The following is a 20,237-nucleotide window of genomic DNA, read 5'->3' as shown; positions in this document are numbered from 1 at the left end:
ACCCGATACGCCACTCGGCAGCTCGCCAACAGCCCCGCCACCGGTCACTCTGAACCGAGTCGTTTAACACCGAACGTCTGGTACCGCCTCATCCGGGCGCTTAGCTCAGTCTGGACAGAGTACTTGGCTTCGGACCAAGCTGCCGCGGGTTCAAATCCTGCAGCGCCCATACATTTGGAACGAAGTAATCGCCAGACGGCGTGGCGATTATCAGTCGAACGGGTCTGATTTTGCTTTGGTTCGATGGGCGATTGGGTGAGTGGATGTCACCGGGATTCGCGTACAGTCAAAATTATCGGAAATAAGAAATAAAAACACCGAGTGATGTTGTGCCCACCACTACATCGTTCCTGAACGTATCGCTGGATACGTCAATTCAACGATCGCCAAGCCGTAGCAGACGCGTCAATCACCTCTAATGCATCCAGACTCCCATCTGCATCCCCTTTCTCGAAATCTTCCTCTGTCTGTCCCATTTGGTTGGTCACGTGGGCGAAGCAAACGAGTGGTTGCTCTCGAACGTCGGCGAACGTGTAGAGTGCTGCTGCCTCCATTTCGACAGCAAGAATCTCGTCTAATCGGGCACGGTCGATTGCAGTCTCCGTTTCCCGAAACGGGGCGTCCGTTGTCCACGTTGCTCCCGTGTATACAGGTCGAGACACGGTTTTGCACTCCTCCTCGACCGGAGCACGAAGCTCTTCATCGAGAGTTGCATAGCGACTCGTCGAGTGGTAATGGTGACTCGTTCCTTCGTCGCGGAGCGCGCGATCGATGAGAACGAAGTAGGGCGGATCGTCCTTGGGTACGATCTGTCCTGAGGAGGTGACGCTTATGAGAAACTGGCAGCCTGCGGCGAACAATTGCTCTGCAAGCAGCACAGCGAACGGTGCCCCGACAGCACACCCGACAATTCCGAACTCCTCGCCGTTTCGTTCGAACCGATAGAGGTCAGTGTGATAACCGGGCCACGCTTCATCTTCGTGTGCTTCGCCGGTGGCCGACAACTGGCGCACAATATCTCCATCTGGATCGAGGATACAGATATCCGGAACTGAGTGTTCTGGGAGGTCTTTCTGCCGTCGAGCGTTCTCCAGCAGTGCTTCCGGCGAGAATACAGATGATTCGTCGAATTCTTTCGCCTCGAAAAGCGGGGACGTGTCCGGATCGGACGAATCGGTCATGTAGTTCGTGTTCACGGAACCAGGGCAAGGATATTGCGGTCACTCAGGCAGAGTCCCGACTACCGCTGAGATCGCAGCTTTCGATGGGTCTGTGCTCTCGAAGACTTGCTCGTCGGAGATACCCAAGAAGAACTCCTGCTCGCCCTCGACGCACTCAAGTATCGTGTCCGCCAACGCCTCAGAGTCCCGGTGAACCATCCGCTGGAAGTAGGAACCTTCTCGCTGGAGATTCGATTGAACGTACTCGGAACGTGTGTTCAACACGAGTGCAACGAGAGTCCCTCCAGGAGCGAGTACGCGAGTGGCTTCCGCAAGGACTGTCTCGATTTCGGGAATGAATTCGAGCGTCGAGACGGAGACGACAGCATCGACGGACGCTGATGCGACAGGGAGCGCGGTCGCATCGCCGAGCACGAACGGTGCAGAAACTCGATCCTGTGCTGCCTGGATCATCGCCTCCGAGCGATCCACCCCGATCATTTCGTGGCCGGGAAAACGCTCTTCGAGCGAGCCGATGCCGCATCCAACGTCTAAAATTCGGTCGTCCGCACTGACGTGCTGTTTCACGTATGCAGCCTCGCGATCCATGATCGTCATCCCGAACTCGCTTTCATAGAATCGAATGAAACTCTCTCCGTCGCTCATATCGTGTTCGTACCTTTGTCCCAGTTTGTGATTTGCTCGTCCACTTTCCTACTTGACATCGGCGGCTGTCTATTCGGCCGCTCGCTTGGCCTGTCGTGTCTTCTCTACTTCTAATGGGTCAGACGTGGCGGTAGCGGTGACCAGTCGCAGAAACTGGCCCGCGTTCGTGAGGAGTTTGTTCTCGGCCTTTCGGAGGTGCTCTTCGTACGTTGAACGAGCGACGGCTGTTTGTTCGGTAAGGTCTCGGAGGGAAGTCTTCCGCGGTTGTTCGTAGTAGCCGCGTTCCAGTGCTAACTGGAGTGCCGCTAGCTGTCGGTCAGTGAGATTCTCGAACAGCTGACTCGCCGGTGCCAGCATACTGTGGGGAATCTGCGTCTCCGAAATCGACGTCTTCGAGAGCAGTTCGATTTCCCTGTCGGATCGCAGGTCACCGAGTAACTCCCGGATGTCGTCACCGTCGAATGCAACTACCGTGTAGTGCTCCCAGCCTTGGCGGTAGATCGTTGGTGACTGATACAGACAGTTGTGCTCCTCGAATCGGTCGATGATGGACTCTTCCAGTGAGCAGAGACACGACTGCGTGACGACGTGATACCCGTCTTCCCCCTTCGATTCGTGAAGGATGGTTCCAAGCCGACTGATCTCGTCGAGTAGCTCATCAGTCGGTGTCGTCTCGGAGGTGATTTCGAGCACTTGGCAGTCGCTCAGCGGCCACTCACGTATCGTCAAGTCCGGGTGGCGCTCCGAGATTTCTCGGTACGGACACTCGTGTTCGACCCGTATCGAGGCTTCGTACAGACTCATACGGCCAACTTTGGGCTGGTCAAAATTAACGATGCCGGTCATGTCCGGCAGTTCGTATATACAAATATATCCTCTATTCAGGGATACCGATGCAGGAGATCACGCCGGAAGAACTCAGCGCACAGTTGCGGAATGGTGATGGCGGGCCGCTCGTCCTCGATATTCGCCACGAAGCGGATTTCGAGGACTGGCATATCCCAGACAGCATCAACGTCGATGTCTACGACGAATTAACTGACGACCCTGAACAGGCCAAGGACGCCCTCTCAGACTTGCCCCGTGACGACCGAGTCGTCACGGTCTGTGCCGCAGGTGTCGTCTCTGAGACCGCGACAGAAGTTCTCCAGGAGTTGGACTACGATGCGGTGACGCTCACCGATGGGATGAACGGCTGGAGCCGTGTCCACCGGTACGCGGAGGTACCCGCCGATATCGATGGCACGCTCATTCAGGTCGCACGCCCGGGGAAGGGCTGCCTCTCGCACGTTCTCGTTTCAGGCGGTGAAGCAGTCGTCTTCGACCCGTCACACTATCTCGACGAATACGAGGCCATTGTCGAGGAGTACGACGCCGACTTGGTCGGGGTCTTCGACACGCACGCCCACGCCGACCACGTCTCGGGTGCGGCGGAGCTCGCCGACCATCACGGCGTCCCCTACTACCTCCATCCGAAGGATGCTCTCGCAATCGACGCGACGCCAGCCGAGGACGGACAAACTGTAACAGTCGGCAGTCTCGACATCGAGGTCATTCACACGCCGGGACACAGCGAGGGGAGCGTCTCGTTCGACATCGACGGTGCCGCCCTGATCACGGGCGATACACTCTTTCACGAGAGCGTGGGACGCGTCGAACTCGGTGTCGAAGCGGGAATCGAGGACTCCGACGTCGAACAGAACGCGGCGACGCTCTACGAGAGTCTTCAGCGATTGCTGGCCCGACCGGACGACGCGCTGGTCCTGCCAGCACACGACCCTGGCTCGCCCGAACCACCGGTGTCGGCGACCCTTGCGGAGGTCAAGGACTGGAACGACGACCTTGGCCGCGACCGAGAGGAGTTCGTCCGCGAACTCGCAGCTGACATCCCGGATCACCCGCCGAACTTCGAGCGCGTCAAGCGGACGAACGTCGGACAGGAATCGGTCCCGAGCGACGAACTGGCCGAACTGGAACTGGGCCCCAACAACTGCGCTGCTGAATGAACCTATGAGTCCGGGAACTGAAATCAGACAGGGAATCCGCGAGCATCTCGGACAGTTCTCACTCCACGTCCTGCTGGTGTTCGCCACCGGCCTAACCATCGGGTCCGAACGGACCGTCGTCCCCATTCTGGGCGAAGAGGTACTCGGCGTCGAATCGTTCCTGGTTATCGGTTCGTTCGTCGTCTCGTTCGGAATCGTGAAATCGGTCCTCAATCTCTACGCTGGCAAATGGGGTGAGGATTACGGCCGGAAGCCAGTCCTCGTCGCCGGGTGGGCGACGGCACTCCCCTTGCCGATTATCCTCATCTTCGCTCCGAGTTGGGGCTGGATCACCGTCGGGAACATCCTGCTCGGTATCAACCAGGCGCTGACGTGGAGTATGGCGATCAACGCGAAGATTGACCTCGCAGGGCCCGACCAGCGTGGCCTTGCGGTCGGAATCGATGAGTCGTTCGGCTACACTGGCGTTGCCGTCGGGGCATGGCTCACTGGCGTTATTGCTGGGCAGTGGAGCCTCCGGCCGGAGCCGTTCTACTTCCTGGCCGTCGTCGTCGTGCTGGCGTTCCTCATCTCCATCTTCCTGATCAAGGAAACCGTCCAATACGCCCAAGCCGAAGGTGACGACGACCACCACGACGCGAACCTGCCGTTCAACGAGGTGGTGAAGCGAGCGACCTACGGTGACGAGACGCTGTTCGCTGCGGCTCAGGCCGGTCATATCGAGAACTTCGTCGACACGCTGTTCTGGATCGCCGTCCCGCTGTATCTGGTAAGCCAGGGGCTTGGTATTGCGGCTGTCGGTGTCGTCGTCGGTGTCCACAGCGCGATGTACTTCCTCCAGATTGCGACCGGTGGACTTGCTGACCGTATCGGTCGCCGGCCGCCCGTCATCTGGGGGATGTTCCTCGCAGGTGCTGGCGTCCTCGGAATGGTACTCGTCGAGGGGTACCTCGCGTGGACAGTCTTGGCCGCGATGTCCGGTCTCGGCATGGCGTTGCTGTATCCGAACCTGATGACTGTACCGAGCGACGCTGCTCACCCGACGTGGCGGTCGGCAGGGATGGGAGTCTACCGGATGTGGCGCGATTCCGGCTACGCCGTCGGCGCGATCCTGATCGGACTCTCGATGGAGTTCGTGAACGCCGAAGCCGCATTCTACATGACTGCGATCCTGATGTTCATTTCCGGGGCAGTCGTATATCTCTGGATGGAAGAGACTCACCCAGACTTCGGGACACACGAGCCTCCCGCACCTGCCACAGAGCAGCCGACCCAGACAGTTCCGCAGGACTAACCCACTAAGAGATACTTTTTCTCCGGCTGTATCGTACGTCTTCTTTCTCTCAGCCCAGCCAGAATCGAGCTAATCTATGTTGTCGGTGGCGTGTTTGTTGGGGTACTTGCGGTTCGGTATCGGTGGAATCGGACAACGATTCCCGACCAGGGGCATGGGGTTAGCACTGACTGGGTGGTTGCTGTGCTGTTTGCGGTGCGTAGTTATTTGTTTGAGCAAGCGAGGCAGACGGGGCCGGTGCTTCCGTCAGACGTTGAGCAGCTTGCTGCTGGGGGCTTAGTCACTCCCGTCGCTGCTTGCGATGGGGTTTGTTGTGCTTGCGATTACGGCTATTTGAGAGGGAAGGCATCGAGCGAGTCACTGAGCAGTCACAGCGGGCCGCGTCTCCGGTGACGCCGAACCTTCTCGAAGCACGTCGTACGATTCGACGCTCCAGTTCGAATCGAAGCTTTCCGGGCACCATCCCCCTTCGTGCCGAAAGATACCGCACGCACCGACGATAGCATATAAAGCGCAATCGCATTGAAAGAGGGGGGGTGTACTACTAACCAGCGGCCCACAGAGATATATGTAAGAAAATACAGGCAGCCGTCAACTCGTCACGATTGCCTTGCTCGTTCTCGGTGCCGTCGTCGTCCTCCCGATACTGTTCCTGGGCACCGGGATGATGGGGAGTGGTCCGATGATGGGCGGGATGTGGGGGAGCGGAATGTGGGGCGACGGAACGATATCGGGGTGGCTGTTCGTCGGAGCCATCGTGATGTGACTCCTGTTCCTCGCCGCACTCGTCGGCGGCGGCTACCTCGTCTATCGGACGGTAGCGGGCGGCCAGCGCGACGCCGACACCGCGCTCGAAGAACTCCGCCGTGCCTACGCCCGGGGCGAGGTGACCGACGAAGAGTACGAAAACCGACGGGAGACTCTCGAACGAGACGCCTGAGACCGGGCCACCGATTCAGGACCCTCGCCGAGAGTGACTGACTCCGCGGCGGGGCACCCGAGAGGCGGCGTCAGCCCGGCGTCGACGCGTGTCCGTGGTCGACGTCGAACAGCGAGAGGACGTCCTCGACGCTCATCTCGGTGCCGCCGTCGCCGCTCGTGTCGTCGACGGCGGCCATCACCGCTCGCTCGAGTTCTTCGAGACGGCCGGTGACCTTTTCGAGGTTGAGGATGCGTGGCGCGAGCGTGAGGTACGTCGTCCCGTCCTGTTCGTAGCAGTCGTTCGCGTCCATCTCCGGCAGACGCCCGTCGCTCTCGGCGTCGTCGGTCACGTCCATGTTCCCGAGTCCGGCCACCGTGACCGGCGTTTCGATGTCGAGCGGCCCGTCCGCGATGGCCTGCGGGAGAACGAGCGTGGCGTCCCGGAGTTCGGTCTCACCCTGACTGCGGAACGTGTAACACAGCGAGTCCTCGACGGCGAGGCGACGCTCCGCAGTCGCGATACCCAAGACGATGCAGTCTTCGAGGATGACGTTCGCCCCGACGACGTTCCCGCGAACGATACAGTCGACGAGTCGGACCCGCTGTCCGGTGACCGTCCCGTCGATGTGGCTGTCGGACGCAACTACCTTGTCGGGTGTGCCGACTTCGCCGCCGACGCGGGTTCCGTCGAGTTCGATGCCGTCGTCGGCCATGACCGACCCCTCGACGGTGACTCCGGCCTCGGTTTCGACAGTTCCACCGTACACGCTCCCCTCGATGGTTGCTCCGTCGCGCAACCGGACGGGACGACCGATTTCCGCCTGCTCGGCCGGAGCGATGCGCCCGTCGAACGTCTCGTCGCTCTCGACGACGGCACGGTTTTGCTCGATGTGCGCCATTACTCGTCGACCTCCTGTTGGACCTCGACCCTGCCACTGTCCGGCATGGCGTCCGTCGCGGCGTCGGCGTACGAGAGGCCGAGCGGCGACGACTCGCCGTACCGACCGAGCGCCTCACTGACGGTTCCTTCCGACAGCGTGTCGGTCGTCGCCGGGTCCGATACCGGGGTGACGTTACCCATGAGTGACTCGACGCCAGCGTCGGCGTCGAGCGAGGCGGCACACCAGTCGGTCCCGTCGTTCGACACCTGTGACGGGACGACGACCTGCTGGTTCACGACACCGTCCTGCTCGTACTCGACGACGTAGTACGGCACCTGTAACTGGTCGTACTCGTCGGTCGGCAACGGCGTTTCGGCCGAGTCGAACCGGTGGTCCTCGATGGTGTCGAGGAGTTGCTCCTGTCGGTCGACGAAGTCGTACATCGTCTGGACGGCTTCGCTCGTGGTATCTCGGACCGCCTGTGACCGCTCTTCCCCCACGTCCGCGTTGTGTGCTTGGAGTGCCTGCCACGCGGTGGTCACTTGCGACGTGAACGGGTCCTCGATACCGTTCTCGAACTGGTCTTCCTCTATCTCGAAGATGTGTGACCCGAGGTCCCGGATTCGCTCCTGTGCCTTCTCGTCCAGCTCGGCCTGTTTCCGCTCGTACCGCTCGCCGATGCTCTCGAGTCGACCTTCGAGCTCACTCCGCTCGGTCTTGATTTGCTCGAACTCGGCGTCTATCTGTGGCTTGACCGACTTCACCTCCATGACGTACTCCATCAGCTTGAGTTCCGCCTGTGCCTGGATGTTCTCCTGAATGGCGTCACGAATCGTCTGAGCGGACTCGGTGATGGCCTCCTTGATTTTCTTGGCCTCTCCGGTGAGTTTCTGAACGTCCTGCCGGAGGTTCGCGATGGTCTCGTTTATCGCCCGGAGCGGCTTCAGTAGGTCGTCGTTCGCCATCAGGAATCACCCCCGTGGTCGCGCGCCGTGGCTCCGAGCACCCGGTCTTTCCGCTGTCGCATCTTGTCGATGTGTCCCGAGAACGACGTGCGTCCCCGGGTTTCGAGCATCCAGTCCTCGCGGTGGTGTTTGCGTTCCATCGCCATCTCTTCCTTTTGATGTTCGAGCTGCGCACGGGCGCGTTCGTCCGCCAGTTGTTGCTCGGCGACGAACTTCTCCACTTCCCGCCGCCGCTCCTCTTCGCGCATCATCTCGGCTTTCTCTTTGGCCGCCTGCTCTGCCGCCTCGATTCGCTTCTGTTCCTCGTTGCGCGTCTCTTCGAGTATCTGGTCCGTCTCGGCGTCGATTTCCGCGAAGGACGACTCGACTTCCTCCTCGAAGGCCTGCTTTCGCTGGTCGTGGAGCCGCTCGTATTTGACCATCAGGTCGCCGATTTCGGAGACTTTCCCCTCGGCGGCCTTCGCCTCGGTCTTGAGGTCACGAATCCGGGACCGGAGTTCTCGAATGCGGTCGGTCGTCGACCGAATCTCCTCACGGCGTTGCTCGAACTCTCGTTCCTGCAGGTCCGCCTTCTGGTCCTCGATGTTCTCGTAAATCTCGCGCCGTTGGTCGTCTTTCTCTCGCCACAACTGGTCCCAGACGGGGTTGACGATATCGTCCTTGATGCGGTGGCGCGGGATGACGGCTGCCGTGTCGTGGGTCGTCCGGCACGTCTCACAGTACCAGTCGCCATCCTGTGGGTCGGACAGTTCGACGACCGAGTCGATGTCGTCCGTCTGGCAGTCGGGACAGTAGAAGTTGTAGCTCACGAGGCCGAACGCGTCCGCCGCCGTCCCGATGTGGTCGTTCAGCAGGTCGACCGCAGTCTCCTGCATCCCCGAGAGGTCCTCGACCAACTGCCGGCTAGTGTCCGACAGCGACTCCAGTTCGCTCTCGGCACCCTCGGCGGCCGCCATCTGCTCTAACTCGTCCAGTTCTCGGACGTCGCTCCGTGCCTCGTCGACCGACACGTCCACGTCCGCCGAGACGCTGTCGTCCTCGGCCAGTCCCGCCAACGACTCGACGGCCTCGCGTTCGGCCCCCTCAGCCGGGACGACTGGTGCCTGCACGGTGTACTGCTCTGCCGTCTCGATTTCGGCCTTGACCTCGTCGAGCGTCCCCGTAACTGTCTCCTCGACGTTTCCGTCTCGGGGCATCACGACGGGGAACTCTTCGATGTCGGTGAGCCGTTCGTTCGCGCTGGCAATCGCCTCCGGGTCGGTCAACTGTTCGAGTTCGAACCGCGTCGTCCCGACCGACTTCGTGGCGTCGTAGAGTATCGCCCCGTCCTGTACGGGGAGGCAGTGCGCCGTCCAGTATCCCTTCTGCACCGACCGAACCGTCACGTCGGGCGACTGGCTGTTGAGGTACGCGTAGCCACCGCCGCCGACGGCGAGACCGACCGCGACGAGGCCGCCGCCGACCGCCGCGCCGGCATCGGCGGCCAGTGCACCGACGCCGAGGACGACGGCGACGAGTCCGATTGCGAGCACGTACCGCAACCGCGTCTGCTGTTCGTCGAGGAACTCCGACAGCGGTTCCCGCAGAACCTCGTTGATTGCGAGTGCCCGCGCCGTGTCCTCGTCGGCCGGTCCGTCGCTCTCGTACACGACATCACGCACGCGCATCGCCGTCACCTCCGAGTTCCGTGGTGTCGTGTCGCTGGCTCGAAACTGTGCGTCCGGTTCGTGGAACTGTCGTCGGGTTCGTGTCGGTCATTCTATCTCCCTGAGTGCTTGACTCGCTGCGCGACTTACGTCCGGGTCCGTGTCGAGGCGCAGGTCTTTCAGCGTCGGCTTCGCCCGCTCCGCACCGAGGTCACCGAGTGCCCGACAGGCGGCGGCCCGGACGGCGGCGTCGTCGTCGTCGAGCCGCTCGGTGAGCGCGTCGATGGCGGCCTGACTCGGGACTGCGTCCTCCCGAGTCGCGGCCGCGAGGTCCGCGACGGCCGATTCCCGTGTCTCGGGGTCTGGCGCGGTCAGTTCGTCGTGATAGCCTTCGAGGGTATCACTCCCGGCGTCCGCCGCCGGTGTCGTATCGCCGTCCTCGTCTGCGCCGTCCGGTTCGGCTGTGGCGGTCGCACCGTCGGCGGCCGTCTCCGCTGTTTCAGCGTCGTCCGCCGCCTCCGCTGGCGCGGCGGAACCGTCGTCCGTTTCGGCGCCTGCGTCCGCCGCCCTCTCCTCGTCCGTGGCTGTCGCGGGTGCTGTGGAATCGCTGGGCACGCCCGTCGGCGACGTGTCCCGGTCACTGGCCGCCGGGGTGGTTTCCGTCCCCGTGTCCGCGCTGGCAGTGTTCGAGTCCGACGCCGGCACCGTCTCACCGCCCGCGTCCGCCGGTGCAGTGCCCTGTGTGTTCGGCTGGTGTGGCGTCTCCGTTCGACTCTCGCCGGCCGGGTCACCGTCGCCGAGTGTCGAGAGTGCCGGACGGCCGGTGTAGCCGAGGTAGCCGAGCGCGCCGTAGACGGCCGTCCCGACGAGGCCGCCGGGGAGTTCAAACAGCGACCCGACGGCGACGAGTACGCACATCCCCATCCCGACGTACCACAGTCCGGACGGGTACGACCGGAGTTTGAGGCCGACCACGATGGGGACTAGCGCGAAGAGGAGCGAGACGCCGACGACGCTCCCGACGAGTCCGGCTGGTAGCTGCGTCAGTTGCGCCTGTAACAGCCCGTAGATGCTGACGAGTCCCAGTAGCAACTGGAGCGCGCCGACGGCGAGCATCCCCTTGCGGAACCGCTCGATGTTCGTCTTCGCCTGTGCGGCCCCGACATCGAGCGGGCCGTCAGCGGCCGTCGTCTCGGTGTCCGTGGAAGTGACAGCCCCACTAGCGGTTCCCGTGTCAGGGTCGCTCGACGGGAACGCCTCGTCGTCGGACTGCTGTGCCCCGAGCAGTTTCAACACCAACTTCACCGGCAACGACACTACTTTCACCAACAGTCCGACGAAGAACCGGACGATTTTCAACAGAAAGAATATCATCTATCTCGTTTACTGACACGTTCTGCCGCGACTCGCCGCTCGCCGCAGCAGCATCCATCCGCCGAAATTGGTGTCCCGTGTTCCCGCCCGGTACCGCGACAGTACCGACGGTTGCCCTTGTGTGCCTGCCTCCGTAACATTCGTGTGATATGTGACTTCTTCCGGACATAATCTCTTTGGTCTACGAGGTAATTTGCGGCCGAAATACGCACTTACAGAATGTATTCGGCGGTAAAACTGTACAAAATTGGTTTCTACCCTCGAAAGAAAACACGTGCCGGTAGCCGAGACGACGGCTACCGACGCCGACGAAGTGAGTTCGACGACTCGGTGGGCGCGGTTACGCTTCGTCGACCAGCACGGCGTTGATTTGGCCGTCCTGTCCCGGACGGGAAGTCACGCGGGCGCGACCCTCGCTCGTCTCGATGACGGCACCCTGCGTGATGATGTTCCGGCGGGCGTAGTTGGGGTTGGAACCGTTCTCGGCGACGTTCTCGATGTCGGCGGCGACCACTTCGCCGTCGACGGCGACGCTCGCGGTGTCCGTCTCGATGGCACGGACTTTCTCGGTGTTGCCGCGCTTGTCGACGCGCTTGAGTTTGTGTTCGCCGACCCGTGTCTCGGTCGGTTCGCCGCCGAGTTCGTGCTTTTTCTTCTTGTGGTTCGGGCGGAGCCGGCCGCCGGTACGCTTGCGCGTGGAGCGTCCTTGGTCTCTCATACTGTGTGAATTCACGACGGACCACTTGAAGCGTTCGACTCTACGTCGCGTGTCGGCGGTCGGAAACGAGGGGCACGCCGTCGACCGGTCCCCACCACGGGCACAGGCGAGGCCCGCGCCGCCACCGGCAGGTTTACCCTTCGCCCGGTTTCGAAAGAAAACGATGAGTTTGCGGACGGCCGTGGCGGTTCCGTTCCGACAGGCGGGACAGGCGAGCATGCCCGAAAGCGAGTTCGTCGTCGCCCTCTCGTTGGACCGCGACTGGTTCACGCCCGACCAGGCGAAGCGACTGCTCGACGTGGCCGCCAGCGAGGGGGTCGTGACGCGCACGGACGGTCAGGTGACGGTCGAATTCTCCGCCGACGACGTCGAAGTACCGGAGGGGTTCGTGCCCGAGGAGTCCATCCTCCAAGAGCGGTCGACGTTCGAGCGACTCCTCTCGGCCATCGAGGACGCCGGCGTCGAGAAGCAGTCGGCCGTCGCTGAAATCAACGCACTACAGGCTGACCTCGGCGTCACCGTCGAGGCTGCCGCCGTCGTGTACGCCCGTCGCCGCGGCGTCGACGTGGCCGCCGACGCAGAACGCGCCATCGGTGACCTGTGATGGTCGAGGACCGCATCACCGACGGCCGCCGTATCGGGCAACTGCTCGCCTCCGAGGTGACGGGCCGCGAGTCGGGTGTCCTCGGCGACATGGCAGTCGTCGACGCCGACCCGGACGCCGACCCCACCGACGACGGAACGTTCGCCTACCGGGTCGCACTCGCCGGCGACCCCATCGCCGAAACGTACGTCCACCCCGACCGGCTCCGAATCGAGCTCCTGACCGGTGTCGAACGGGGCGCGGCCGCCGCCGAGCGTGCCGACCTGCGGGTCAGACCGAAGGCAGTCGAGCCACCGCGGACGCTCGTGTTCGTCGAGAGCGGTGCCGAAGTCAAGTCGGCGGTGGATGTCGTGGCTGTCGCGAACGAACGAGAGAGCGACTGAGACGGCTGCCCCGCCTCAGACAGACGCGAGAACGTCGGGCAGTCGCTCGGCTATCTCCGCACGCTCGACGGTCGCCGCCGCGGCCGGATGGGGGGACGGGCCGTCGGGGTAGGTTACCTGCACGGGTCGGAGGCCGGCCGCCGCCGCGCCCGCGATGTCGACTTCCGGGCGGTCACCGACGTAGGCCGCCCGCGCCGGGTCGACGTTCAGGTCGGCACAGACGCGCTCGAACGCGCCAGAATCGGGTTTTCCGGCCGGCAGTTCGCCGGTGATGACGACGGTATCGAACAGGGTCGTCCAGCCGAGGCGGTCGAGTTTGTCACGCTGTGCGGCCAGCGGTCCGTCGGTGAGCAGGCCGACCCGGTAGGAGTCTCGGAGGCGTCGGACCAACTCGGCCGCACCGGGAACGGGCCGAAGTGCCTCGCCGACTGCCTCGCGGTAGGCCGCGGCGACGGCCGCCGCCGCCTCGTCGGCGACGAGTCGCTCGAAGATGGGGGCACGGGTCTCCGTCGCCTCTACGGCCCCGTGCGTGTCGAGATAGACGGCGCGGTCCACGTCGGCCGTCCCGACGCGTGCCGTCGCATCGTCGAGGAGTCGCTGTCTGTGGCGGTCCGTGACGGCCAACGTGTCGTCGAGGTCGAACACCACTGCGGCCAACGCCGACTCCATTATTCCCGGCGTAGCGGCCGGCGGGATTTGAGTCTTCCCCGTTGTGTCAAACCGGTGTTTGAGTCACCGGCGAGGTTACGTTCACCAGCGTCGTCTCTCCACCTGCCATGCGATACCGCAACGTCTTGGTGGCCGCTGTCGTCGTCGCCCTCCTGGCGGCGGGGACGGCGGGCGCGGTGCTGACGACTGGTTCGAGCGGACAAACAGCCCAACACGCGGGCGACCGGACGGTCACCGTCTCCGGGGACGGGAGTGCCAGCGCGGCCCCGGACCGCGCCGTCGTCGTCGCCGCCGTCGTCGTCGAGGGTGACGACCCGGCGGCCATCCGCGACGACCTCGCCACCGGTGCCGAACGTCTCCGCTCGGCCCTCGAAGAGGCGGGCGTTCCCGACAGTCAGGTGACGACCGGCGAGTACAACATCCGCGAGAACCGCCCGCGCCGTCCGGACGCTGAACCCGACGCGCAGTACCGCGGCGTCCACGCCTTCGAGGTGGAACTCGCCGACACCGACGACACGGGGGCCGTCGTGGACGCGGCCGCCGGCGCGGGCGCGGAGATACAGACCGTCCGGTTTACCCTCTCGGCGGAGAGCCGTGACGAACTGCGCGACGAGGCACTGACGAGCGCGATGGCGGACGCCGAACGGCAGGCCGACACCATCGCCGACGCGAGTGACCTCCGCGTCACCGGCGTCGCCAGCGTGGACGCCACGAGCAGTCGCGTCCGGCCGTTCGCCCTCGACGTTGCGGCGGCCGAGAGTGCCGACGGCGGGACGGCCATCGAGTCCGGCGACGTGTCCGTCTCGGCCAGCGTCACCGTCGTCTACAACGCCACCGGCTGAATGGGAATCTTGTAGTGGGTGCCGGCGCATCGGCCGGTAATGACGTTCTTCGACGACCTCGCCGACCGCATCGCGGCGGTCGACAGCGTGGTCTCCGTGGGACTGGACCCCGACGTGGACCGTCTCCCCGAGCACTTGCTCGACCACGACCTGCCCCGGTGGGCGTTCAACCGCCGCATCGTCGACGCGACGCACGAACACGCCGCCTGTTACAAGCCCAACGCGGCCTTCTACGAGGACGCCGACGGCTGGCGGGCACTGGCAGAGACGATCGCCTACGCCCACGGCAAGGACGTGCCAGTCCTGTTGGACGCAAAGCGGGGCGACATCGGCAACACCGCACGCCAGTACGCCGACCTGCTCGACACCGCCGACGCCATCACGGTCAACCCGTTCATGGGCCGTGACTCGCTGGAACCGTTCCTCGACCGCACCGACGCGGGCGTGTTCGTCCTCTGTCGCACCTCCAACCCCGGCGGCGCGGACCTCCAGAACCTCGAACTCGCCTCGGGCGAACCCGTCTACGAACGCGTCGCGGCCCTCGCGGACACGTGGAACCGCAACGGCAACGTCGGCCTCGTCGTCGGCGCGACCAACCCCGAGGAACTCGCCGAGATTCGCGACATCGTGCCCGACATCCCCTTCCTCGTGCCGGGCGTCGGCGCGCAGGGCGGCGACGCCGAGGCCGCCGTCGAGTACGGACTCGCCGACGGGGTCGGCCTCGTCAACTCCTCGCGGGGCATCATCTTCGCCGGGGAAGGCGAGGCACGGAGTGCCTCGGGACAGGCGAGCGGGGAGCGGAGTGACCCGCGAGGCATGGGTGAAAACTTCCACAAGGCGTCGGGCGAGGCAGCCAAGCGGCTGAAGAAGCGACTGAACCAGTACCGGTAGCGACGCTCTCAGAACCGGTACGTGTCCACGCCGTCGGGTGGGTCCTCCCCCGTGGTGCGGTCACGGCTGCCGTCGACTTCGGACAGACACTCCACGCAGAGGCCCGTCTCCTCGTCGAAGTGTTTCGAGCAGACGAGTTTCCCACACCGCCGGCAGGTGTGCCTCACTTCCCCGGTAACACAGATTTCACAGCTGCCGGAGACACTCATGTGGGGAGCTAGCACGGCCAGCGGTTTGAACCTACCCCACGAGCGGGAGGCTTACAGTCGTCGCACCCGTATCCAAGGGTGTGCATCACGAGCGGCTCATTTCGGGGATTGCAGTTGCCCTCGCGGTCTCGGCAGGCGTCCTCGCCGTTCTCGCTGTCGTCTACAACCTCGCCATCCTCGCCATCGCGCTGGCACTCGGTGCCGCCGCGTACTTCATGTGGTATCAGGCGAGCGGCCGCCTCGCGGCCCGCGTCTACCGGTCCGTCGAACAGCAGGCGGCCGACGGGCGGAGCGCGCGCACTCGCACGAGACGCACCGGCGGGACAGGGGGTGCGACGCGCGAAACCGGCGGCTTCGGGGCCGGACCCCGGGAGGACTGGACGCCCCCGGGCGGTCAGGGCCGTGGGCGACGAAGCACGCGGACCAACGGCGGGCGACAGGGGCGACAGCGGCAACGACGCACCGCGCCCTCGACGACCGAGGGGCCGAGCGAACGGGAGGCGTACCGACTGCTCGGCGTCGAACCCGGCGCGGACGAGGAGCGCGTCAAGCGCGCCTACCGCGAGAAAGTCAAGGAGGTTCACCCCGACACGGAGGACGGCGACGAGGAAGAATTCAAGCGGGTCAATCGAGCGTACGAACGGCTGACCTAGCCGTCGAGGTACCGGAGGACGCCGACCACGTCCCGGCGGACGGTCGGACTGTCCCACTCGGGGCGGAGAACGTCGAGCATCGCGTTCAGGTCGTCACCGACACGCTCGCGGGCGTCCCGGACCGCATCGACCCACGCTGGAAGCATCTCGGCGTAGGCGTCCAGTTCGGCGACCGCTTCACCGCGTTTCCCGGGTCCGAAGTGACTGTACAGCGTCCGCTCCGGGCCAAGTTCGCGTAGTCGCTCGACGGTTGCGAGGTTCGCTTCGAGGTCGAAACTCGGGGGCGGCGTCGTCGGAACGACGCCCTCCCCTTCGGGGTCGAACGCGCCCACGGCGTCGGCACCGAACAGCATGCCGCTGTCGGGGTCGAACCCGACGAAGTGGTGGGGCGCGTGGCCGGGGGCGTCGTACACGTCCAGCACCCGGTTGCCGAAATCCAACCGGTCGCCGTCCGAGAGCGCGCGACACCGCGCTTCGGGCACGCGGTCCGGGTCGCCGTAGGGGGCATCCATCCCGATGGCCGCCTCGACGCTCTCCACGAGGCGGTCTAGTCGCTCTGGGTCCGTGAGGTAGGGATAGCCGCGCTCGTGGACGAGTACTTCGGCGTTCTCACAGGCCGCGAGCAGTCGGCCCGCGCCGGCGGCGTGGTCGAGGTGGACGTGACTGACGACGATAGACCCGACATCGCCGGGGTCGATGTCGAGGACCGCCAACGCGTCGAGGATGCGTTCGGCCCCGGAGACGGTGCCGGCGTCGAGAATCGCGGGTCGGTCGGCGTCGAGGACGTACGTGGCCAGTGCGTTCTCCATCCCGAAGAGGCGGTTGTCGACGAGATACGTGTCCGGGCAGTCCGTGACCGGCACGGGGTGGGCGTCGTCCATGTCCGACCCTCGGACCGCGGTCACTTATGCTGTGGGCGATTCAGTGACCGATATGAGACTCACGACCGACCGCACGAGAACTGTCCCGGCGGTGGACCCGTGACGCCGCCGCTGGCCGTCGACATCGACGGGACGCTCACCGGCCCGAACCGAGGCCTCGACCCGCAGGTGATACCAGCCCTGCGGGAGTGGGACGCGCCGCTGGTGTTCGCCACGGGGAAGTCCTTCGCCTACCCCGTCGCGCTCTGTGAGTTCCTCGCACTCTCTCCGGCGGTCATCGCGGAGAACGGCGGCGTCGTCTACGTGGAGGCGACCGACGAGATAACCTACGCCGGCGACCCCGAGGCCGTCGCCACGGTGGCCGAGGCGTACCGGGACGTGGGACACGACCTCGGATGGGGGGCGGTGGACTTCGTGAACCGCTGGCGCGAGACGGAACTGGCGGTCAGCCGCGAGTCACCGCTCGCCCCCTTGGAGACCATCGCCGCCGACCACGGCCTCGAAGTCGTCGACACGGGGTTCGCCTACCACGTCAAACCGCCCGACGTGAGCAAGGGGCAGGGCCTCGAACTCGTCGCCGACGAACTCGACCTCGACCCGGCCGCGTTCGTCGCCATCGGGGATTCCGAAAACGACGTGTCCACGTTCGAGGTGGCCGGCCGGGCCATCGCCGTGGCGAACGCCGACGACGCCGCACGCGCCGCGGCCGACGAGGTGACTGACGGGAGCTACGGCGACGGGTTCCTCGAAGCCGTCGAGGGACTCCAGGACGTCTAAAGGACGACCAGCAAGTCGGTCGCGTACATCAGGGCGAACCCACTGAGCGCGGCGAGGAGGTTCGTCGCCGTGCCGAGACGCCCCTGCCGGCGTATCATCCCGGCTATCTCGACGGTGACCTGCAGGATTGCACCCACGCCCACTGCGAGGAAGAGTGCCCCGAGCGTCGGCGAGAAGGCGAACCCGCCCACCCACCCCCCGAGAACGACGGGTCCGCCGGCCAGCAGACCCATCGCGAGGAAGTGACGGAGTGCGGGACGCTCGCCGCGGGCCACGGGTGCCACGACGGCTGGCCCCTCGGTGACGTTGTGAACTATGAACCCGACGACGAGGAAGGCTCCGAGCGAGACGTGTCCGAGCGCGAACGCGCTCCCGATGGCGAGCCCTTCCGCGAGATTGTGGAGTCCGATACCGAGGGCGACGAGGTACGCGAGTGCAAGCGGCGACTGTCGCTCACCGCCGCTCCACGCCGAGACGGCTTGGACCAGCAGGAACGCGCCGACGACGCCCAGCACCACGAGTAGATTGCCTTCGAAGGCACCGGGAACCGCCTCGGCCAATTCGAGGGCTTCGAACCCGGCATCGAATGCCAAGAAAGCGAGCACGCCCGAGGCGAAGGTCAGCGCGGCGTGTATCCATCGGTCGGAGAGGCCACGCATGAACGGGAACCAGAGCATCCCGAGCAGGACGGGAATCACGCCGACGAAGACGCCGACGAGCGCGAGCGTCCACAGCGTCCCGCCGGTGACGCCCGGCGACGGCTGGGGTGCGACGATGCCGTGGTGGACCGTCGCGCCGTCGGCGAGGACGAGGGCTGTCTCGATGTCCCACCCCGGCGTCCAGTGGTACGGGACGACGACGCGCGAGGACTCCATCGGTTGGAGCGTCCGGGGGTTCGCACCGCCATCAGTGACCGAGAACGACCAGTAGGCGTCGTTCACGAGGACCTGCTCCACCCGGACCGGCTCCGGTCCGTTGTTGACGACGTGTAAGATTACCGTCCCGTCGTCCGGGAGCGTCGCGTGGCTGACGGTTACGTCGGGCGGTGCTCCACCCGTCGAAAGACCGGCGAACGGCGAGAGCGCGAACAGGCCGACGAGGACCAGCGCGAGCAACAAAAGCGGCAGGGCTGCTCCCAGCCACCGGGGAATGCCGAACGGCGCGCGTTCGGTAGCCGTCCCGCCGTCTGTGCGGGCGTCGGGTGCTCTCCGGTCGCTCGCGTCGGTATCGGGGCTCTGTTCGGCCATTCAGACCACCTCGAAGAAGCTCATCCAGCCCAGTTCGGCGAACTCCGACTGGTGGGCGTGGAACATGTACAGGCCCGGGTCGTGGTCGCTGTAGTCCAGTTCGAGGATGCCGCGCTGTGCCTGACACTGCATCACGGTGTCGACGGTTTCGTGGGTCGGCAGCAGTGTCGTCCCGTGGTCGTAGTAGTCGAAGAACTGCGAGTGTGTGTGGAACGAATTGATGGGGTCGAACTCGATGGTGTTGACGAGGTAGACGCGGACCGGCCGCTCGCGGTCTATCTGGACTGGCCGTTTCGTCTCGCCGGGTGCCCAGTTGCCGTCGCCGTCGGTTTCGCCGACCCCGTAGGCGAACGCACGGGTGTTCGCGGCGTAGACTTCGTTGTCGCCGTCGAAGTTCGTGTCGAACCCGTTCATCACCATGACGAGTTCCTGCACCGCGTCGTTCTCCTCGTACTCGTGGTTGCGCGACTTCGCGCGAGCGACCAGTTCCGCACGGAGCTCCGGCGTAATCTGTGAGGGGTGGAACCCACAGTAGTCCGACGGCTGTTCACGGACGCGTTCGGGGTCCGGGTCGACGATGACCGTCCCGTACATCCCGCGGTGGATGTGTTCTTTCAGCGGGAGCGCGTGGCAGTGATACAGGTGACAGCCCATCGGTTCGGCCTGCCACTCGTAGGTGAACGTCTCGCCCGTCTCTATCAGGCCGGGGCCGTTCTGCGGGATGCCGTCCATCCGTGGGTTCACGTTCTTGACGTGTGGATGGATGGTGTGGCCGTGCCGGTTGCCGTTCGTGAGTTCGATGCGAATGATGTCCCCTTCGGTCACCCGGATGGTCGGACCCGGCACTTGGCCGTTGTAGGCCCACACCGGGAACTCGATGCCCGGCGCGACTTCCACGGTGGTCCGGCTGACGCTGAACTCGTACTCCCGTATCCGCTGGCCGTCAGTCTCGACGACGCGCTGTGGGACGGACTCCTGCCCGTCGTAACCCGTGTTGAACTGCCGGAGGAACTCGTGGGGGTCGAACGTCGACCCGCTGTACTCCCCGCTGGCTCCGAAGTTGCCGTGTTCGTCGTCGTCGTGGCCACCGGATGCGGTCCCAGTCCCCGATGCCCCAACGAGGGCGGCCCCCGCGAGGCCAAGGCCACCGAGGACCCCGCGTCTGCTGACGGCCGCGTCGTCCCGAACTGCGTCGACGAGCCGTGACTGCAGGCCGTCGGTCACCGCCGCCGCCCGTTCGTAGTCGATACGTCCCATCTCACCGCCACCCCGCGTGTCGACGAGCCACCGACCGCCGCCGGGGACCGCCCCCGACCAGCCGTACCGGCCCGTGCCGTCTGTCAGTCGCACTATCGTCGGTTCCCTGTCGGTCCATACGGAGTGGATTAGACACGTCTAATTAAAGACTTCGAATACCGAGAAAAAGCGGTTCGGCATAAAGAGAAATGCG

At 64.6% G+C, this 20,237-nt stretch carries 21 protein-coding genes, 1 tRNA gene and 1 pseudogene; 10 read left to right on the top strand and 13 right to left on the bottom strand.

Annotated elements, in window-relative coordinates; all coding sequences use genetic code 11:
• Positions 1 to 94: 94 nt before the first annotated feature.
• Positions 95 to 169: transfer RNA gene (locus MUG95_RS03060), tRNA-Arg, on the top strand.
• A 202-nt stretch (positions 170 to 371) separates the two neighbouring features.
• Here the strand turns inward: MUG95_RS03060 and MUG95_RS03055 are convergent.
• The 3 genes from MUG95_RS03055 to MUG95_RS03045 all read right to left on the bottom strand — a co-directional run bounded on the left by MUG95_RS03055 (position 372) and on the right by MUG95_RS03045 (position 2,630).
• Positions 372 to 1,181, bottom strand: coding sequence for a nucleoside phosphorylase (locus MUG95_RS03055; protein WP_247009606.1), 810 nt, complete (start codon positions 1,179 to 1,181; stop codon positions 372 to 374).
• 39 nt (positions 1,182 to 1,220) lie between these two features.
• Positions 1,221 to 1,826, bottom strand: a complete 606-nt coding sequence (locus MUG95_RS03050; protein WP_247009605.1) for a class I SAM-dependent methyltransferase — start codon at positions 1,824 to 1,826, stop codon at positions 1,221 to 1,223.
• Positions 1,827 to 1,895: 69 nt separating this feature from the next.
• Positions 1,896 to 2,630 (bottom strand): helix-turn-helix domain-containing protein, encoded by a 735-nt coding sequence (locus tag MUG95_RS03045; protein ID WP_247009604.1) that lies wholly within the window; start codon positions 2,628 to 2,630, stop codon positions 1,896 to 1,898.
• A gap of 89 nt (positions 2,631 to 2,719) precedes the next feature.
• On the opposite strand from MUG95_RS03045, the gene MUG95_RS03040 reads away from it, so the two are divergent.
• The 3 genes and pseudogenes from MUG95_RS03040 to MUG95_RS16990 all read left to right on the top strand — a co-directional run bounded on the left by MUG95_RS03040 (position 2,720) and on the right by MUG95_RS16990 (position 6,066).
• Positions 2,720 to 3,832: an MBL fold metallo-hydrolase gene (locus tag MUG95_RS03040; protein ID WP_247009603.1), complete on the top strand. Its 1,113-nt coding sequence runs from the start codon at positions 2,720 to 2,722 to the stop codon at positions 3,830 to 3,832.
• Between the two features lie 4 nt (positions 3,833 to 3,836).
• Positions 3,837 to 5,126: an MFS transporter gene (locus tag MUG95_RS03035; protein WP_247009602.1), complete on the top strand. Its 1,290-nt coding sequence runs from the start codon at positions 3,837 to 3,839 to the stop codon at positions 5,124 to 5,126.
• 604 nt (positions 5,127 to 5,730) lie between these two features.
• Positions 5,731 to 6,066, top strand: a pseudogene (locus tag MUG95_RS16990) (SHOCT domain-containing protein).
• A 70-nt stretch (positions 6,067 to 6,136) separates the two neighbouring features.
• Here MUG95_RS16990 and MUG95_RS03025 read toward each other — a convergent pair.
• The 5 genes from MUG95_RS03025 to MUG95_RS03005 all read right to left on the bottom strand — a co-directional run bounded on the left by MUG95_RS03025 (position 6,137) and on the right by MUG95_RS03005 (position 11,631).
• Positions 6,137 to 6,946: a bactofilin family protein gene (locus tag MUG95_RS03025; protein WP_247009600.1), complete on the bottom strand. Its 810-nt coding sequence runs from the start codon at positions 6,944 to 6,946 to the stop codon at positions 6,137 to 6,139.
• Entirely contained in the window at positions 6,946 to 7,893 is a 948-nt protein-coding gene (locus tag MUG95_RS03020) for a hypothetical protein (protein ID WP_247009599.1), read from the bottom strand. The genes MUG95_RS03025 and MUG95_RS03020 overlap by 1 nt, the downstream gene beginning before the upstream one ends.
• Positions 7,893 to 9,560, bottom strand: a complete 1,668-nt coding sequence (locus MUG95_RS03015) for a hypothetical protein (protein ID WP_247009598.1) — start codon at positions 9,558 to 9,560, stop codon at positions 7,893 to 7,895. Before MUG95_RS03015 ends, MUG95_RS03020 begins: the two co-directional genes overlap by 1 nt.
• Before the next feature lie 87 nt (positions 9,561 to 9,647).
• Positions 9,648 to 10,913 carry a HEAT repeat domain-containing protein gene (locus MUG95_RS03010; RefSeq protein ID WP_247009597.1) on the bottom strand — a complete coding sequence of 422 codons (1,266 nt, stop codon included), beginning with the start codon at positions 10,911 to 10,913 and terminating at the stop codon, positions 9,648 to 9,650.
• Between the two features lie 340 nt (positions 10,914 to 11,253).
• The gene (locus MUG95_RS03005; RefSeq protein ID WP_247009596.1) at positions 11,254 to 11,631 is read right to left on the bottom strand and encodes a 30S ribosomal protein S8e; all 378 of its coding nucleotides are present in this window, start codon (positions 11,629 to 11,631) and stop codon (positions 11,254 to 11,256) included.
• Between the two features lie 163 nt (positions 11,632 to 11,794).
• On the opposite strand from MUG95_RS03005, the gene MUG95_RS03000 reads away from it, so the two are divergent.
• Together MUG95_RS03000 and MUG95_RS02995 are read left to right on the top strand one after the other, a co-directional pair.
• The gene (locus MUG95_RS03000) at positions 11,795 to 12,235 is read left to right on the top strand and encodes a DUF2240 family protein (protein ID WP_247009595.1); all 441 of its coding nucleotides are present in this window, start codon (positions 11,795 to 11,797) and stop codon (positions 12,233 to 12,235) included.
• Positions 12,235 to 12,618: a DUF7993 family protein gene (locus MUG95_RS02995; RefSeq protein WP_247009594.1), complete on the top strand. Its 384-nt coding sequence runs from the start codon at positions 12,235 to 12,237 to the stop codon at positions 12,616 to 12,618. Before MUG95_RS03000 ends, MUG95_RS02995 begins: the two co-directional genes overlap by 1 nt.
• 15 nt (positions 12,619 to 12,633) lie before the next feature.
• Here MUG95_RS02995 and MUG95_RS02990 read toward each other — a convergent pair whose 3' ends face one another.
• Positions 12,634 to 13,287 (bottom strand): HAD family hydrolase, encoded by a 654-nt coding sequence (locus MUG95_RS02990; protein WP_247009593.1) that lies wholly within the window; start codon positions 13,285 to 13,287, stop codon positions 12,634 to 12,636.
• A gap of 107 nt (positions 13,288 to 13,394) precedes the next feature.
• Here MUG95_RS02990 and MUG95_RS02985 point away from each other — a divergent pair, with 107 nt between their 5' ends.
• On the top strand, positions 13,395 to 14,129 hold the full coding sequence (locus tag MUG95_RS02985) for an SIMPL domain-containing protein (protein ID WP_247009592.1): 735 nt from the start codon (positions 13,395 to 13,397) through the stop codon (positions 14,127 to 14,129).
• Between the two features lie 39 nt (positions 14,130 to 14,168).
• On the top strand, positions 14,169 to 15,020 hold the full coding sequence (pyrF, locus tag MUG95_RS02980; protein ID WP_247009591.1) for an orotidine-5'-phosphate decarboxylase: 852 nt from the start codon (positions 14,169 to 14,171) through the stop codon (positions 15,018 to 15,020).
• An 8-nt stretch (positions 15,021 to 15,028) separates the two neighbouring features.
• On the opposite strand, the gene MUG95_RS02975 is transcribed toward pyrF, so the two are convergent.
• Positions 15,029 to 15,229 carry a hypothetical protein gene (locus MUG95_RS02975; protein WP_247009590.1) on the bottom strand — a complete coding sequence of 67 codons (201 nt, stop codon included), beginning with the start codon at positions 15,227 to 15,229 and terminating at the stop codon, positions 15,029 to 15,031.
• A gap of 80 nt (positions 15,230 to 15,309) precedes the next feature.
• Here MUG95_RS02975 and MUG95_RS02970 point away from each other — a divergent pair, with 80 nt between their 5' ends.
• Complete coding sequence (locus MUG95_RS02970) at positions 15,310 to 15,882, top strand: J domain-containing protein (protein ID WP_247009589.1); 573 nt, start codon at positions 15,310 to 15,312, stop codon at positions 15,880 to 15,882.
• On the opposite strand, the gene MUG95_RS02965 is transcribed toward MUG95_RS02970, so the two are convergent.
• The gene (locus MUG95_RS02965; RefSeq protein ID WP_247009588.1) at positions 15,879 to 16,763 is read right to left on the bottom strand and encodes an MBL fold metallo-hydrolase; all 885 of its coding nucleotides are present in this window, start codon (positions 16,761 to 16,763) and stop codon (positions 15,879 to 15,881) included. The two genes, MUG95_RS02970 and MUG95_RS02965, sit on opposite strands and share 4 nt — an antisense overlap.
• 99 nt (positions 16,764 to 16,862) lie before the next feature.
• Between MUG95_RS02965 and MUG95_RS02960 the strand changes: the two genes are divergently transcribed.
• Positions 16,863 to 17,540 carry a phosphoglycolate phosphatase gene (locus MUG95_RS02960; RefSeq protein ID WP_247009587.1) on the top strand — a complete coding sequence of 226 codons (678 nt, stop codon included), beginning with the start codon at positions 16,863 to 16,865 and terminating at the stop codon, positions 17,538 to 17,540.
• Here MUG95_RS02960 and MUG95_RS02955 read toward each other — a convergent pair.
• Together MUG95_RS02955 and MUG95_RS02950 are read right to left on the bottom strand one after the other, a co-directional pair.
• Positions 17,537 to 18,787 carry a ZIP family metal transporter gene (locus MUG95_RS02955; RefSeq protein WP_247009586.1) on the bottom strand — a complete coding sequence of 417 codons (1,251 nt, stop codon included), beginning with the start codon at positions 18,785 to 18,787 and terminating at the stop codon, positions 17,537 to 17,539. The genes MUG95_RS02960 and MUG95_RS02955 overlap by 4 nt on opposite strands.
• A complete protein-coding gene (locus tag MUG95_RS02950) occupies positions 18,788 to 20,044 on the bottom strand; it encodes a multicopper oxidase domain-containing protein (protein ID WP_372608190.1) in 1,257 nt (418 codons plus the stop codon). It lies immediately after the preceding gene.
• Positions 20,045 to 20,237 lie beyond the last annotated feature (193 nt).

Origin of the sequence: Halorientalis litorea (assembly GCF_023028225.1) — an archaeon.
Classification (GTDB): Archaea; Halobacteriota; Halobacteria; order Halobacteriales; family Haloarculaceae; genus Halorientalis; species Halorientalis litorea.
Note: the sequence above shows the minus strand (reverse complement) of the source record. Positions and strands in the feature narration are given on the sequence as shown.

Coding starts and splice junctions, on each gene's coding strand:
- MUG95_RS03020 (WP_247009599.1), bottom strand. CDS start 7,893: ATGGCGAACGACGACCTACTGAAGCCGCTCCGGGCGATAAACGAGACC.
- MUG95_RS03005 (WP_247009596.1), bottom strand. CDS start 11,631: ATGAGAGACCAAGGACGCTCCACGCGCAAGCGTACCGGCGGCCGGCTC.
- MUG95_RS02985 (WP_247009592.1), top strand. CDS start 13,395: ATGCGATACCGCAACGTCTTGGTGGCCGCTGTCGTCGTCGCCCTCCTG.
- MUG95_RS03050 (WP_247009605.1), bottom strand. CDS start 1,826: ATGAGCGACGGAGAGAGTTTCATTCGATTCTATGAAAGCGAGTTCGGG.
- MUG95_RS02990 (WP_247009593.1), bottom strand. CDS start 13,287: ATGGAGTCGGCGTTGGCCGCAGTGGTGTTCGACCTCGACGACACGTTG.
- MUG95_RS02995 (WP_247009594.1), top strand. CDS start 12,235: ATGGTCGAGGACCGCATCACCGACGGCCGCCGTATCGGGCAACTGCTC.
- MUG95_RS03025 (WP_247009600.1), bottom strand. CDS start 6,946: ATGGCGCACATCGAGCAAAACCGTGCCGTCGTCGAGAGCGACGAGACG.
- MUG95_RS03045 (WP_247009604.1), bottom strand. CDS start 2,630: ATGAGTCTGTACGAAGCCTCGATACGGGTCGAACACGAGTGTCCGTAC.
- MUG95_RS03035 (WP_247009602.1), top strand. CDS start 3,837: ATGAGTCCGGGAACTGAAATCAGACAGGGAATCCGCGAGCATCTCGGA.
- MUG95_RS03010 (WP_247009597.1), bottom strand. CDS start 10,913: ATGATATTCTTTCTGTTGAAAATCGTCCGGTTCTTCGTCGGACTGTTG.
- MUG95_RS02950 (WP_372608190.1), bottom strand. CDS start 20,044: ATGGGACGTATCGACTACGAACGGGCGGCGGCGGTGACCGACGGCCTG.
- MUG95_RS02975 (WP_247009590.1), bottom strand. CDS start 15,229: ATGAGTGTCTCCGGCAGCTGTGAAATCTGTGTTACCGGGGAAGTGAGG.
- MUG95_RS03055 (WP_247009606.1), bottom strand. CDS start 1,181: ATGACCGATTCGTCCGATCCGGACACGTCCCCGCTTTTCGAGGCGAAA.
- MUG95_RS03040 (WP_247009603.1), top strand. CDS start 2,720: ATGCAGGAGATCACGCCGGAAGAACTCAGCGCACAGTTGCGGAATGGT.
- MUG95_RS03000 (WP_247009595.1), top strand. CDS start 11,795: ATGAGTTTGCGGACGGCCGTGGCGGTTCCGTTCCGACAGGCGGGACAG.
- MUG95_RS03015 (WP_247009598.1), bottom strand. CDS start 9,560: ATGCGCGTGCGTGATGTCGTGTACGAGAGCGACGGACCGGCCGACGAG.
- pyrF (WP_247009591.1), top strand. CDS start 14,169: ATGACGTTCTTCGACGACCTCGCCGACCGCATCGCGGCGGTCGACAGC.
- MUG95_RS02955 (WP_247009586.1), bottom strand. CDS start 18,787: ATGGCCGAACAGAGCCCCGATACCGACGCGAGCGACCGGAGAGCACCC.
- MUG95_RS02965 (WP_247009588.1), bottom strand. CDS start 16,763: ATGGACGACGCCCACCCCGTGCCGGTCACGGACTGCCCGGACACGTAT.